This is a genomic window from Kitasatospora sp. NPDC127035, assembly GCF_042726075.1.
Lineage (GTDB): Bacteria > Actinomycetota > Actinomycetes > Streptomycetales > Streptomycetaceae > Kitasatospora.
On record NZ_JBHXDN010000019.1, the window covers coordinates 129,482 to 143,303 of the forward strand.

At 70.3% G+C, this 13,822-nt stretch carries 12 protein-coding genes; 7 read left to right on the forward strand and 5 right to left on the reverse strand.

Annotation, left to right across the window (positions count from 1 at the left end; genetic code table 11):
- The first annotated feature begins 52 nt into the window (after positions 1-52).
- Together dacB and ACFWIC_RS16200 are read left to right on the forward strand one after the other, a co-directional pair.
- Complete coding sequence (gene dacB, locus ACFWIC_RS16195) at positions 53-1,657, forward strand: D-alanyl-D-alanine carboxypeptidase/D-alanyl-D-alanine-endopeptidase (RefSeq protein WP_380519038.1); 1,605 nt, start codon at positions 53-55, stop codon at positions 1,655-1,657.
- A 257-nt stretch (positions 1,658-1,914) separates the two neighbouring features.
- Entirely contained in the window at positions 1,915-2,379 is a 465-nt protein-coding gene (locus ACFWIC_RS16200) for a MarR family winged helix-turn-helix transcriptional regulator (RefSeq protein WP_380355984.1), read from the forward strand.
- Positions 2,380-2,459: 80 nt separating this feature from the next.
- Here the strand turns inward: ACFWIC_RS16200 and ACFWIC_RS16205 are convergent, their stop codons facing one another.
- Positions 2,460-2,867: a hypothetical protein gene (locus ACFWIC_RS16205; protein ID WP_329884968.1), complete on the reverse strand. Its 408-nt coding sequence runs from the start codon at positions 2,865-2,867 to the stop codon at positions 2,460-2,462.
- A 165-nt stretch (positions 2,868-3,032) separates the two neighbouring features.
- Between ACFWIC_RS16205 and sigJ the strand changes: the two genes are divergently transcribed.
- Together sigJ and ACFWIC_RS16215 are read left to right on the forward strand one after the other, a co-directional pair.
- Positions 3,033-3,995, forward strand: coding sequence for an RNA polymerase sigma factor SigJ (sigJ, locus tag ACFWIC_RS16210; protein ID WP_329884969.1), 963 nt, complete (start codon positions 3,033-3,035; stop codon positions 3,993-3,995).
- A 251-nt stretch (positions 3,996-4,246) separates the two neighbouring features.
- Positions 4,247-5,086, forward strand: coding sequence for an NAD(P)H-binding protein (locus ACFWIC_RS16215; protein ID WP_380519042.1), 840 nt, complete (start codon positions 4,247-4,249; stop codon positions 5,084-5,086).
- A 249-nt stretch (positions 5,087-5,335) separates the two neighbouring features.
- Here the strand turns inward: ACFWIC_RS16215 and ACFWIC_RS16220 are convergent, their stop codons facing one another.
- The 4 genes from ACFWIC_RS16220 to ACFWIC_RS16235 all read right to left on the reverse strand — a co-directional run bounded on the left by ACFWIC_RS16220 (position 5,336) and on the right by ACFWIC_RS16235 (position 9,739).
- The gene (locus ACFWIC_RS16220) at positions 5,336-7,447 is read right to left on the reverse strand and encodes an MMPL family transporter (RefSeq protein WP_380519045.1); all 2,112 of its coding nucleotides are present in this window, start codon (positions 7,445-7,447) and stop codon (positions 5,336-5,338) included.
- Between the two features lie 16 nt (positions 7,448-7,463).
- Positions 7,464-7,703, reverse strand: coding sequence for a hypothetical protein (locus ACFWIC_RS16225; protein WP_380519048.1), 240 nt, complete (start codon positions 7,701-7,703; stop codon positions 7,464-7,466).
- Between the two features lie 1,181 nt (positions 7,704-8,884).
- Entirely contained in the window at positions 8,885-9,304 is a 420-nt protein-coding gene (locus tag ACFWIC_RS16230) for a hypothetical protein (protein WP_380519051.1), read from the reverse strand.
- 18 nt (positions 9,305-9,322) lie between these two features.
- Positions 9,323-9,739, reverse strand: coding sequence for a hypothetical protein (locus tag ACFWIC_RS16235; RefSeq protein ID WP_380519054.1), 417 nt, complete (start codon positions 9,737-9,739; stop codon positions 9,323-9,325).
- Positions 9,740-10,490: 751 nt separating this feature from the next.
- Between ACFWIC_RS16235 and ACFWIC_RS16240 the strand changes: the two genes are divergently transcribed.
- From ACFWIC_RS16240 to ACFWIC_RS16250, 3 genes are read left to right on the forward strand one after another with little or no spacing between them, the layout of a single operon-like run.
- Positions 10,491-11,222 (forward strand): ATP-binding cassette domain-containing protein, encoded by a 732-nt coding sequence (locus ACFWIC_RS16240; protein WP_380519057.1) that lies wholly within the window; start codon positions 10,491-10,493, stop codon positions 11,220-11,222.
- A 2-nt stretch (positions 11,223-11,224) separates the two neighbouring features.
- Positions 11,225-12,484 (forward strand): hypothetical protein, encoded by a 1,260-nt coding sequence (locus ACFWIC_RS16245; RefSeq protein ID WP_380519060.1) that lies wholly within the window; start codon positions 11,225-11,227, stop codon positions 12,482-12,484.
- Complete coding sequence (locus ACFWIC_RS16250) at positions 12,481-13,083, forward strand: hypothetical protein (protein ID WP_380519063.1); 603 nt, start codon at positions 12,481-12,483, stop codon at positions 13,081-13,083. Before ACFWIC_RS16245 ends, ACFWIC_RS16250 begins: the two co-directional genes overlap by 4 nt.
- Positions 13,084-13,822: the final 739 nt, after the last annotated feature.

The window sequence follows — 13,822 nt, forward strand, 5'->3', positions numbered from 1 at the left end:
CCTGCGCAACCGTCGGATCGGCGCCGAAGCACGGCCCGGGACAGGTGGATCCATGAGTTCGACCGTCAGTCAGAGACGCATCCGGGCCGGCGCCCTGGCCGTCCTCCTCGCCGCCGTGACCCTCGGCACGGCCGCGCCCGCGTCCGGGGCGCCCGAAGACGGCATCCTCGGCTCCCTCAGCCCCGACATCCGGGCGATCATGGCCAAACCGGCCTACCAGCACGCCCAGTGGGGCCTGCTGGAGATCGACGACACGACCGGTGAGGTCATCCACTCGATCTACCCGGACCAGTTCTTCATCCCCGGTTCGACGGCCAAGCTGGTCAGCGTGTCCGGCGCCTGGCACGCCCTCGGCGGCGAGCACCGCTTCACCACGCCCGTGCAGGCCGTCGGCAGCCGGGACGGGGAGGTCCTGAACGGCTCGCTCGTCCTGGTCGCCCAGGGCGACCTCACGATGGGCGGCCGGACCGCGCCCGACGGCTCCGTCTCCTACACCCCGATCGACCACACCTACGCGAACGACGTCCCCGGTGCGACCCTCACCCCCGAGAACCCGCTCGCGGGCCTCGACGAGATCGCCGGGCAGGTGCGGCAGGCCGGCATCACCGAGGTCCACGGGGACGTCGCCGTCGACTCCCGCCTCTTCACCTCGTTCCCCGACCTGGACCCGAGCCCCACCCCGTTGATCATCAACGACAACGTCATCGACCTGCTCACCACCCCGACCGCCCCCGGCCAGGCCGCTCAGCTCAGCTGGCGCCCGCAGGTCGCGCCGTACCAGGTCGAGTCGACGGTGCAGACGGTCGCGGCGGGCGGCCCGACCGAGCTCACCGTCTCCGCCTCACCCGACGGCACCCGCATCACCCTCTCCGGGACGATCGCCGCCGACGCGCCCCCGACGCTCCGGATCTCGAACGTGCAGGACCCGGCGTCCTTCGGTCGTACCGCCCTGATCGAGGCGCTCGCCCGGGCGGGTGTCACCGTCACCGCCCCGCCGACCGGGCCGAACCCGTCCGGCACGCTGCCGGACTCCTACGACGGCACCCAGCGCGTCGCCGCCTACGTCTCCCCGGTCTTCGCCGAGTACACCCGGCTGATCCTGAAGGTCAGCCACAACCTCGGCGCCAACCTCGGCATCTGCCTGATGGCCGTGACGGCGGGCAGCCACCAGTGCGAGGACGGGTTCCCCGTGCTCACCGCCTTCCTCCGCCAGGCCGGCATCGACCCCACCCAGGTCCAGCTCCTCGACGGGCGCGGCGGCAACCCCGTCGACCGGGTCACCCCGCGCGTCGAGAACCAGATCCTCCACTACTGGCAGGGCACCCCCGAGGCGACCCGGTTCCGTGAGGCCCTCCCGATCCTCGGCGTCGACGGCAGCCTCGCGTCCGTCTGCGAGGGCTGTCCCACCTGCCCGGGGAAGGGCAAGGTCTGGTCCAAGCCCGGCACCGTCGCCGGCTTCGACGCCGTCAACAACCGCATCGCCGTCGGCGCCCAGACCCTGGGCGGGTACCTCGACGCGGGCCACGGCCGCCTCCACACCTACTACCTGGCCGTCAACGGGGCTTCCACGCCGGACATCGAGGGCGTCATCGAGATGATCGGCGACCTCTCGCTCATCTCCGGCCTCCTCCAGGAGCAGGCCGAAGCCCGCTCCTGACCCCACCCCGCTCGCTCCGTCAGCTCTGTCGGCTCCGTTCGCTCCGGTGCTCCCCTCCGGCCCCGAAGGCCCTCGCCGCTCCGCCCCCGTGCGCGGCCGGGGCCTTCGGGCGTTTTCGCGACCGGCCACCTGGCGTGTAGGACTGGGACCCGACGTGCGGCCCGCCGGGGTTCCGACCGGACCGCCGTCCGGCAGCCACCGCAGAGACGAGACATCTCCCTCCTCCCCGGGGAAGGGAGTACGGAGAGGGGGAGCCCGTGTCCACGCCCGCCATGCGGCCCGACGCGAGCGAGGTCTACCGCCGGTACCTGAGCGCCGTGCTGCTCCACGGCCACGCGAGTGCCAAGGCCTGCGAGCTCGGCGCGACCGACCTGTACGCGCTGAACATCCTCCAGCTGTCCGGGGCGATGACCCCCGGCGAACTGGCCACCCGCACCGGGCTGACCACCGGCCCGACCACCCGCCTCGTCGACCGGCTGGAGCAGGCGGGCTACGTGCGCCGGGCGGCCGATCCCGGCGACCGGCGCAAGGTCATCGTCGAACCGGTCGGCGGGCCCGCCGATCTCGACCGGGTGATGGCCCCGGCCCGGGAGCGGGTCGGCGAGATCCTCGCCGGGTACGCGCCGGAGCAGCTCGACGTCCTCTTCGACTACTTCGCCCGCGCCGCCGACGCCTACCGGGAGGCCGCCGACCACCTCCGCACCGGTCCCGCCGACGTCTGACCCGGTCCCCGGCCCCGGCCCCGGCCCCGGCCCGAAGACAGGGGGCGGCGTCCACCCGGCGCCGGGGTTCGCGCGATCGGTCACGACCACCGGGTGCCGGAGTGCTCCGACCGGCGGGCGGACAGCGTCTGCCCCAGCACCAGCAGGCTCAGACCGAACATCAGCACGCCCAGGGGGACGTGGAACGACGGGACGTGCGCGACGCCCAGCACGACCTGGACCGAGGCGAGCACCAGGAAGCCGGACGCGTACAGGACGGGGCGGGGCGATCCGCCGCCCGGCCGCCACGCGAGGATCGCGGCGAGCAGGTACAACATCGACGCGCCGTACATCACGCGCGCTCCGACGCTGTGCAGGACCTCGCCGCTGTGGGAGGTCAGCAGCAGCCCGGCGGTGACCGCCTGGAAGAGGATGGCCAGGGTCTGCAGGGCGATCGCGACCTGCGCGAACGTGAAGCTGCGGTGTCCTGCCGTCATCGGTGTGGCCATGGTGCGGTCCCCTCTTCCGCCTCGCGGCGGTTGATCGGTACTGTCTCGGTAGTCCGACGACGTGGGCCCGCGAAATGTGAGGTGGAGCGTCGATGTCCGGCCCGGGGGTTCGTCGACGTGACGGCTGCGGAGGCGGACGGGAAGAACCAGGGAGCGGCCCCGGCCATGAGCACTCCGTCCGAGCCAGGGCATGACGGGTCCGAGCCGGGCCTGCGCGAGATCGTCGGCGAGCGGCGGCACCTGACCAACGTCGCCTACCGGCTGCTCGGTTCGCTGGCCGAGGCCGAGGACGCCGTGCAGGAGACGTACGCCCGCTGGTACGCGATGCCGCGCCGGAGCCAGGAGGCCGTCGAGTCGCCCGGTGCCTGGCTGACGACGGTGGCCGGCCGCATCTGCCTCGACCTGCTGGGCTCGGCGCGGGTCCGGCGCGAGCGCTACGTCGGTGAGTGGGTCCCCGAGCCGCTGCCCGACCGCGCGGAGTGGATCGGCGGGCCGGTGGGCGGCGGCGGGACCGAGCCGGCCGACCCGGCCGACCGGGTGACGCTGGACGAGTCGGTCAGCATGGCATTCCTCGTCGTACTGGAGACGATGACGCCGGCCGAACGCGTGGCGTTCGTCCTGCACGACGTGTTCCGGTACTCGTTCGCGGAGGTCGCCGAGATCGTCGGCCGGACGCCGGCGGCCTGCCGTCAGCTGGCCTCCTCGGCCCGCCGGCGTGTGCGCGCCGCAGGGGCCACGGCCGTCCCGGCGGCCGGTCAGGCCGGGCTCGTGCGGAGCTTCAAGGAGGCGTGGGAGGCCAGGGACATCAAGTCCCTCGTCGACCTCCTCGACCCCGACGCCACGATGGTCGCCGACGGCGGCGGGCTGGTCGGCGCCGCCCTCCGCCCGGTCGAGGGCAGCGAGCGCATCGCCCAGTACCTGATCCACATCGCCGACAGGGCCCCCGGGCTGACGCTCCTGGAACGGACGGTCAACGGCAGCCCCGGCCTGGTCGCCCAGTTCGGCGGCGTCACCGTGACCGTGGCGGCGTTCGGCCTCGCCGACGGCCGCGTCACCCGCATCTGGGCGGTCCGCAACCCGGAGAAGCTCCGCCCCTGGCACCGGAACGGCGACAGGACCGACGGCTGACCCGTGCGGGCTCGGTCCGGGCTCGGTTCGGACCTGCTGCTCCCCGCGCGCCGATCGGCTCGCCGGCCCCGGCGAGCCCGCACGGCGTGCGGGCCCCGTTCGTCCCCGGGTCGCCATGCCCGGGCGCTCCTGCCCGCCGGTTGCTCCGCGGTCCGCCCGACGGGCTCTTCCTAGGACGGAATCCGTCCTAGATGCTCCCTACCGTCTGTCGGGAAGGAACTGATCGGAACGGTGATTCGGAGGGATCCGTCATGATTCTCGTGATCGGCGCGACCGCGCACTTCGGGCGGCAGACGGTGGAGGCGCTGGCGGGCGCCGGGCGGCAGGTCCGGGCCCTGTCGCGCACCCCTGAACGGGCGGGACTGCCCGAGGGCGTGGAGGTGGTGGGGGGCGACCTGGCCCGGCCGGAGACGTTGGGGCCTGCGTTGGACGGCGTCACCGAGTTGTTCCTGGCGCTTCCCTACGGTGCTGATGCACGGCCGCTGCTGGACCAGGTGCGGCAGGCAGGGGTGCGACAGATCGTGTTCCTGTCCTCGGGGGCCGTCGTCGACGGCGCGGACCCGCAGCCCGATGTGATCGCCGCCTACCACGCGAAGGTGGAGCAGGAGATCAGGGCGACGGGCGTCGACTGGACGTTCCTGCGGTTGTTCTTCCCGGCGATCAACTCGCTGGCCTGGGCGATGCAGGTGCAGGGCGGGGACACCGTCCGCGGGCCGCACGCCGCGGCCGCCGCCTCGGTGGTGCACGAGCGCGACGTCGCCGAGGCAGCCGCCGCCGTGCTCGGCGCCGTCGAACACCACGGCCGGGTCCACGAACTGACCGGGCCGCAGTCGCTCACCCAGACCGAGCAGGTCGAGGTGCTCGGCCGGGCCCTGGGCCGTGAGCTCCGCTTCGAGGAGGTGGCGGATCACGTGGTGCGGCAGCAACTCGGCCGGTTCATGGACGCCGACTTCGCGGGTGCCCTGATGGACTTGATGGCGAACACGGTGGGCGGGCCGGCGCCGGTGGGCGACACCGTCGAGAAGCTGACCGGCCACCCGGCACGCCCGTACGCGCAGTGGGTCGCGGATCACCTGGCGGACTTCCGCTGACCCCCGCCGCTCCGCCCGAGGTCGTGGAATCGGGCGCGGGCGCGCGGGAGCGGGAGGAACACCGGGTGCACCGGATCCCCGCCGGACCGTCTCCGCCCGTCCCGCGGAACGCCGAAGGCCCCGACCGCTGGGCGGTCGGGGCCTTCGGGCTGCCATGGCCGGTCCCGCACGCGGACCACGTCGGCGAAAAGGCGGGCGTGCCGCCCGGCGGCCGACCACGGCACCGCGATCAGCTCCGCGAGTCGGTCGTCACCTGCCCACGAGTGCGGGTTCGCGGTCGGCCTTGTCCGCCCGCGGCCGGGGGTCGTCATGGTGCCTGAACAGCTTGCCCGGCCACCACATCCATCGACCCACGTCCAGGGTCAGCGCGGTGACCAGCACCGAGCGGACGATCATGGTGTCCAGCAGCACGCCGAACGCCACCGCGAACCCGAGCTCGGCCGCGAACACCAGCGGCAGCGAGGCCATCGCCGCGAAGGTGCCGGCCAGCACCAGACCCGCTGAGGTGATCACACCCCCGGTGGTGGACAGACCCGTCAGCGCGCCGCGCCGGGTGCCGTGCAGCAGCGCCACTTCGCGCACCCGGGTGACCAGGAAGATGTTGTAGTCGATGCCCAGGGCGACCAGGAACACGAACGTCAGCAGCGGGAAGGAGGCTTCCGCGCCGGCGAAGTGGAACACGTGGTTGAACAGCAGACTGCTCACGCCGAGGGCCGCTCCGAACGACAGCACCACCGTGGCCATGAGCAACAACGGCGCGACGATAGCCCGCAGCAGCAGCGCGAGGATGAGGAGCACCACCACCAGGACGATGGGGATGATCACCTTGGAGTCGCGAGCGGCCGCCTCCTGCGTGTCGAGCATGATCGCCGTGCTGCCGCCGACATGGGCATCCGCATCCTCGATCTTGTGGACCGCGATTCTTGCCTGCTCCACAGTGCGCATCGCGGTCGTACTGCTGGGGTCGTCCTTGAGCTCCGCCAGCAGGACGGCCTCGCCGCCCTTGACCATGGGCGTCGAGACGTCGCCGACTCCCGGTACGCCGGACAGCGTGGTCCTCACCCGCTCCGCCGAGGCGGCCTTGGCCACGACGAGGACGGGGTCGCCCGACCCGGCCGGGAAGTGCCCGGACCGAATCTCCTCGCCGACCGCCATCTGTGGTGTGTTGGTGAACTGGTCCTTGTTGGAAAGCCCGTCGGCCTTGAGCCCGAACGCCCCGATCGCCATGACGGCGAGGGCGAGCGTGGTGCCGATCCACACGATCCGCGGCCGGCGGGAGACAGCGGTGCCGACCCGGGTCCAGATGCCTTCCCCGGCCGCCTCGGCCGACCCGTGCGACGGCTTCACCGGCCAGAAGATCCAGCGGCCGCAGACGACCAGCAGGGCCGGCATCAGGGTGACCATGGCGACCAGTCCGACGAGCACGCCGACAGCACAGGCCGGCCCGAGCCCCTGGGTGGAGTTGAGAGTGGCCAGCATCAGCAGCATCAGGCTGACCGCGACGGTCGCGGCGCTGGCGACGATCGCGGGACTGGAGCGGTACAGGGCCTCGGCCATCGCCTCGTGCCGGTCCTCGTGCCGCAGCAACTCCTCCCGGTACCGCGAGATGAGCAGGAGCGCGTAGTCGGTCGCGGCGCCGAACACCAGCACGGTGAGGATGAAGCTGGTCTGCTTGTTGACGACGAGTCCGGCATCCTTCGCCAACAGGTAGATCACCGCTTCCGAGGTGACCAGGGCGACGCCCACGGTCAGCAGCGGCAACACCGGAAGCAACGGGCTCCGGTAGGTGAGCAGCAGGATCACGACCACCACCAGTGCGGTGATCGTCGTCAGCGCGCCTCCCCCACTGAACGCCTCGATCGAGTCGGACGCGTAACCGGCCGGCCCGGTGACGTGGAAGCCGAGACCGTCGGCGTTCTCCCCGCCGACCTTGTTCATCGCGGCAACGATCTCGCCGATCCCCTCCCAGCCCTTCTGGTCCTTGTGGAGCTGGACCACGGTCTGGACGGCCTTGCCGTCCTGGGCCTTCAACGGCCCGTGCGGCTGACCCACGACGTTGTCGATGCCCTTGAAGGCTTCGGCGTCGGCTTCGGCCTTGGCCATGTCGGCAGGGGTGATGCCCTCGGGCCGGTCGTAGATCACAATCGCGGGCAGTGTGTCGCCGAGTTGGAAGCTCTCGACCCGCTCGACGACCTTGGTGGACTCCGCGTTACCGGGCAGCCAGGCCGAGTTGTCGTTCTTCTCGACGTCGCCGAGCCGGCCGGCCAGCATCAGGGCCGGCACCAGGACGACCGCCCAGAGTGCGAGGACGACCCACTTCCCCACCCTTCCACCGGGCAGGGACGCCATTCTTCGTATCACGTTGATTCCTCAGTGTTCACTTGGCGTGGGAGAGCTTGTCGGGCTCGGCGACGGTGCAGGTTCGGCACACCTGGCTGCCGTCCGGAGCGAGGCCGAGGTCGAGGACGAGGACCGACCGGCGCCGGCGGGTCGCCGTCGGCCCTGCGTCGGGTGACGGTGAGGCCTCGGCCGGAGTCGGGGGCGAGAGCCGCGAGCAGACGGGCGACCTTGTCCCGGCCGTGGACGGGGCGAGCCCCGGCTCGGATGAGGTGATCATGGCCGTGACGCCCCCGGGTCTTCTCTTCGTCCGCTTTCGCTGTCAGAACTTCGACGAAACAGCGCACCGGAGTGTGAGGTCGGCGCTTCGCCCCACAGGCCACGCACCACGCGGCCGGCCCACCGAGGGCACCGCCGACCCACCGCCGCGATCCGCGCGGCGGGGCGGCGGTGCGGCGCCGACCAAGAGACTCCGGGCGGTGCTGTACGGAGGCGAGTGCAAACCAAAGCTGCAACAGGAGAACGCCGAAGGCCCCGACCGCCGAGCGGTCGGGGCCTTCGTGCTGCCATGGCCGGCAGAGGCGGAGGATACGAGATCCGAACTCGTGGGGGAGTGGCCCCCGACAAGCGTTCCCGATGCTCGTCCGGCCGTTCGGCGGTGGTCACAGTGGCGGTGCTGTGCGTTGGCATGGGAGGGACTTCGGCAGCAGGGGGAGGGGTGGACGTTCCCCAGTGAACTGCCGGGCGGGATGCCGGATCCGTAGCCGGGCTACGGGCCGTAGCCCGGCTACGGGTCAGATGATCTGCACGCCCGCGCGGGCGGCGAAGTCCCGAACGCCGGGAAGCTTGCGGTCGTGCCACAGCAGGCCGGCGGCTTCCTGTTCCTCCTCGAATACGAGCTGGATCCGCATCTGGGCGGGGACGGCCCTCCATCTCTGGCCGGGTACAGCTGGATGCGAGGGCTCGTTCCTGCATAGCGATGGGACGGCCGTCGAAGTGGGTCCAGGTCTGGTTGTCGAGGTAGGCCGAGAGGTCTGCGTCGAGTAGCACGGCAACGACGTCGGGACGGGCGCCGGTGTGGATCACGTGGCTGAGGCGCCGGTCCTCGGCGCGGTCCCCGTCGGTCATGGCGTCGACGATGTCCTCGGCGATGGCGAGTTCGGTGCCCGGGAGTATGTCGCGCCGATGGGTCCAGCGGGTCCTCGGTGCTGTGTGCGATGCGCGACGTCCTGTAGGCCGGGTAGTCCCGTCAGGACATCGCCGCCGGCGCTTCGCGCCGGGACCTGGCCGGCCCGGCTGTGAGGTGGTGTGCGCCAGGCGAGACCGGGCGCGGTCTCGCCTGGCGCACACCGGGGTCCGGCTGCCATTCGATCGAGCTGTTCCCGGGGTGGCCCGGGTGTGACCAGCGGAGGTGTCACCACCGCCGGGCACATTGGCCAGCCGGCGTTCGGGCTAGTTCGGTCAGTAGGCGGTGTAGACCGAGTCGACGCTCAGCGGGTAGCTGTCCTTGAAGATGAAGTAGTACTGTCCGGCCGTGGTGCGCTCGCCCCAGTCGACGGTGTTGCAGAAGTTGCCGCGGCCGCCGTAGCTGGTGTCCGGGGACCAGGAGATGTCCCTGTCCAGCTCGATGGTGGCCTGCCCACCACGGTTGAAGTAGTCCGCCGAGCCGTTGTGGTAGCAGCCGCTGAAGCTGACGGTGGTCCAGTTCCCGTCCGTGTGGTTGTCGGTCCACCGGCGGGACTCGAAGTTGTACGTCCAGTCGCTGATGTGGGAGCTCCAGCTCCCTTCGGCGTGCGCCGGTATCGTTCCGGCGAGAGTGGCCGCTGCGATCGTGGCCAGCACGAGGCCTGTGCGGCGCCGCATGAATCCGGTGAGCTGCATGTCGCTTCTTCCCCTTGCTCAGTAGGCGGTGTAGACCGAGTTGACGTCGAGTCGGAAGTCGCTCTTGTGGATGAAGTAGTACTGTCCGGCCGTGGTGCGCTCGCCCCAGTCGACGGTGTTGCAGAAGTTGCCGCGGCCGCCGTAGCTGGTGTCCGGGGACCAGGAGATGTCCCTGTCCAGTTCGACGGTGGTGGGCCTGCCGGAGGCGAACCAGCCCGAGTTGTTGTCCGAGCAGCCGCTGAAGCTGACCGTGGTCCAGTCCCCGTCGTTGTGGCTGTCGGTCCATCGGCGGGACTCGGCGTTGTATCCCCAGTAGGAGATGGAGGAGCTCCAGCTCCCCTCGGCGTTCGCCGGCACTGCTCCAGCGAGCGTGGCTGCCGCTATCGCGGCCAGGGCGACGCCTGCACGGCGCCGCATGAATGCAGTGACCTGCATATTAGTTCCCTCCTGCGGAGGCTCCGCACATCGGCGGATCCGGTACTCCGGTAGCCCCGGAGCGCTGGAATTAATGATGCACACGCACGACTGTCGATCGAATGAATTTCCAAAACTCTCGTGCGATTGGCCGGTTTTTGCGGGGCGGCGCCAGGTGTCCGGTGGAGTGGAAAATATAGGTCAAGGCAATTCATCCTGGAAACTTGTGGGAAATTTCCGGTATCGATACAAAGTGTGCATTGCGATGCATCGGACGCCCGACTCCCGAATGACCCATTTGTCGCATACGGGGTGCCCGGGTTCCTGGAAGTCGCTGCGAAGGTGGCGCTCGTACGGCATGATCGGTCCCGAACTCTCCCGGCAGGCCTCGCGGCGCAACGCTCCGGAAGGAAGTCAGTGCAGATCAACAGATGTGAGCGCGCTTCCTTTGCTGTCGCCACGGAGGGGCGCCTCGGCATGTGCCGCACCATGCATCACGCTCTCCGTGGGGCGACGCGCACCCCTCCGGTCGTGCTGCGGAATTCGGGGATCCGCAAATTCTCGTGCCGGAATGGACTCGGGCCCATGTCCGGCCTGCGCCCGTCCCGGTGGAGAAGGGCGGATATCCTTGGTTCGTTCACAACCCGGCAGGTGTGCGCCGGAGTGTCCGGTGGTGTACCTACCTGTTGGGAAAGCACGTCCCATCGGCGGGGCTGTGTTGGATCTTTCAGCAGCTCGAATGCAAAGCGGATCGGTGATTATGCCTGCTCAAGTGACTGACTGTTCCTTCGGGTACCGCAAGGGATCCCGCGTCCTGGACTCCTTCAGCCTGCGCCTGGACAAAGGGTGCAGTGTGCTCCTGGGCCCGAACGGCGCCGGCAAGTCGACCCTGCTTGGCCTGATCGCCTCTGCTCTCAGGCCAGAGGCCGGCCGCATCACCCTCGACGGGCTGGACACGGGCAACTCCAAGCACCTCAAGGCCTACCGCCGGAAAGTCGGCTGGCTCCCCCAGCAGGTACGGCCGGTACCCGGCCTGCGGGTGCGGGAACAGGCGGCCTACGCGGGCTGGCTCAAGGGTATGTCGCGTAGTGAGGCATGGGAGCGCTCCCAGCAGGCCATCGAGAAGGTCGGGCTCACCTCGCTCGCCGACCGGCGCAGTGGGGAGCTCTCCGGGGGGCAGCTACGACGGTTAGGGATCGCCCAGACCCTGGTGCACGACGCTCAGGTCGTGCTCCTGGACGAACCCACCGCGGGACTCGACCCGGTACAGCGCGGAGTGTTCCGAGAGCTGATCGGCGAACTGCGCGGCTTCGCGAGTTTCGTCGTCTCCACCCATCAGACCGAGGACCTGGCCGAGATCTACGACTCGGTCGTCGTTCTCGACCAGGGAAAGGTGCGTCATCAAGGGCCTATCGAGTCCTTCCTGGCGCTCGCACCGCACGGCGTCTCCGCGCAACGGCGCGCCGAGAGTGCCTACGCCGGCATCGTCACCGGGGAGGCGTGACCATGCCCTGGCGCAGCATCTTCCGCATCTCCTCAGCCGTGCGGGCCATGCCCGTCCTGCTCGTGTGGATCGCGATGTACAGCAGCGACATGACCGGCTGGATTACCGACGGCTACTGGCCATCCGTCGTGGCCCAGAGCAGCTTCCTGCTCAACTTCACGGCGCCCGCCGTCGCGGCCTGCGGGGCCTGGGAAGGCCTCAAGGTGCGCCAGTCAGCGGTCCTTGGTATGGCGCCGGCTCGTTCCACCGCCGCCATCGCCCTCTCCGTCCTGGCCCCGGCCCTTGCCCTCGGCACGGTCTCCGTCCTGGTCGCCCTGGCCTTGTTCGTACCGCAGGCCAGCGGCGTACCGGGCTGGTCCACCCCCGTCGTCATCCTCCTGGAACTGCTGGTCGTCCTCGCGCACACAGCAGTCGGCTACGTTCTCGGGCACGTGCTGCCGCGGCTGCTCGCCGTGCCCCTGGCCCTCATCGCCAGCTTCCTCTGGATGGCCTACCCGTCTGCGCTCGACGCCTTCTGGGTCCGCCAGCTCAACGGCCGCAACCTCACCGAGTGCTGCGCGCTGGACCAGCTGCCGGCCACCCGAGCGGTCCTCGCACCGGCTGTCGTGGCTGTCGGGATGGCGGCCGCCGCCTGGATCTGGACGACGCTGCGCGGGAACAACCGGCTGAGCGCCGTTCTGGCCCTGGCGGCCACGGTCGCGGCGGGGGCATGGATCGCCGCACCGCTCGGCTACCGCGCGGCGCAGGCACGCCCGGAAAGCGAGCAGACCTGCACCACGACGGCACCACGCGTGTGCCTGTGGCCCGAGCAGCGGGCCGCCGCCACCCGCATCACCGACTGGGCGGTCGAGGCCGACCGGCATCTCCACGCCGTCGGTCTGTCTCAGCCCTTGACGGTGTCACCGTTCTCCGCCCGACCCGGCAAGGACGAGGTGCAGTCACTCGTCGCGCTGGGATACATCCCCGACCGAGCCCCCGACTGCGCCAAGGAGCCGTTCGCCCGCTGGCCCGGTGCCGAGGCCGTCTCCCCCCTGTCCTCCTGGCTGAAGCTGACAGCCGGAGTCACCCCCACGACGGTCGAAGGTCGTTATCGGCCACAGGAGGTGCAGATCGCCCGTCAGGTCATGACACTCCCGCACGCCGAACAGCTCGCGTGGTTCCAGAAGAATGCTGACACACTGGCCCGCTGCGACGTCAAGCCAGTACTTGACCCTGCGCAGTACCACCAGTCGGGAGCACCCTCCTTCCAGGCGGCCCGATGATCTGGTGGCTGCGCATCAGGTACGTTCCCGCCGTCGCCCTCGGCCTGCTCTCCTGCATCCTCCTGGGCACCGGCGCCGACTCCGTGACGGTTCCCGTCCCGGTGGTGATCGGTGGGCTGACATTCGACCTCCCCATGTCCTCGCTCCTTCCGCTGGTTCCCGTCTGCCTGATCCTGGAGGGCCAAGCCCGCGCCGACGCCGTCGCGGAGCGCGTCGCGGTTCGCGCCGTCGGCGGATGGGACGCGGCCTTCATGGCTGGATGTGTCCTGGTCTGCGCCGTGGTTGCCGGTGTGGCAACCGCGGCGGGCGCGGGCAGCGCCGCTGTCGCGATGGCCCGCGACTTCGCCGGCTACCTCGGCCTCGCCCTCATCATTCGCTGGTTCGGGGGAGGGCGCCTCGCCACGGCGGCCACCGCACTGTTTCCCTTCCTGTGCGTCTCCTTCGGCCTGGTCCACAACAGACCGGGCATCTGGGCCTGGCCACTGCACGACGCCACATCAGTCACCGCGTCGATACAGGCCCTGACCCTGCTCGCCACCGGCGCCCTGTCGCTCGTCATCCCCCCGCCGCGCCGGCGTCCCAACGTCGATGGCGAATGACGCCTCGATCGCGTCCTGACCGAGTCCGGCGGCGTGCCCGACGGACCCGAAGGGCACCCTGAACTTGATCGGGTGAAGTCGGGTCTGGTCGCCTGGCGCTGGTTGGTCCGTTCCGGTAGCCCACGAACTCGGGCTTCGGCAATTGCGGCAGGGGCTGACTTACGGGGAGATCTTCTCCCGAAGGACTGCCCCGGCAATACCCGCCGACCCGCGAGACGGGCGACTCGTGTCGGGCGGCCCGTCCCGATATCCCCCGATCAAGTTCAGTAGCCTTCACTGCGGCCGCCCTCACCGCCGCCGCGCTCGATGCGACCGTCAGCACGACGCCGGCACACGCCGACGATCTTCCCGCCTGGGTCGACTGGCGCACACTGGGAGCCGTAGAACCGTTCCGTAACCGGGGCCTGTGCACCGACGGCGAAGGATTCGCCCCCGCACTCTGGAGAGCGCAGTCGAGACCAAGACCGGTCACCAAGGCGTTGGCTAGGCGGCAACTGAGACCACTAAACGCCGAAGGCCCCGACCGCTGGGCGGTCGGGGCCTTCGTGCTGCCATGGCTGGCAGAGGCGGAGGATACGAGATTCGAACTCGTGAGGGGTTGCCCCCAACACGCTTTCCAATTCTCCTCAGCTCTGTCCGCCCGGGTTCACACCCGTCCTGACCTGCGGCGGAGTGTGCCGCAGGTCAGGACGGGTGTGTAACCCGGGGGGCGGTGGGGTACGAGACCCAAAAAGTTGAC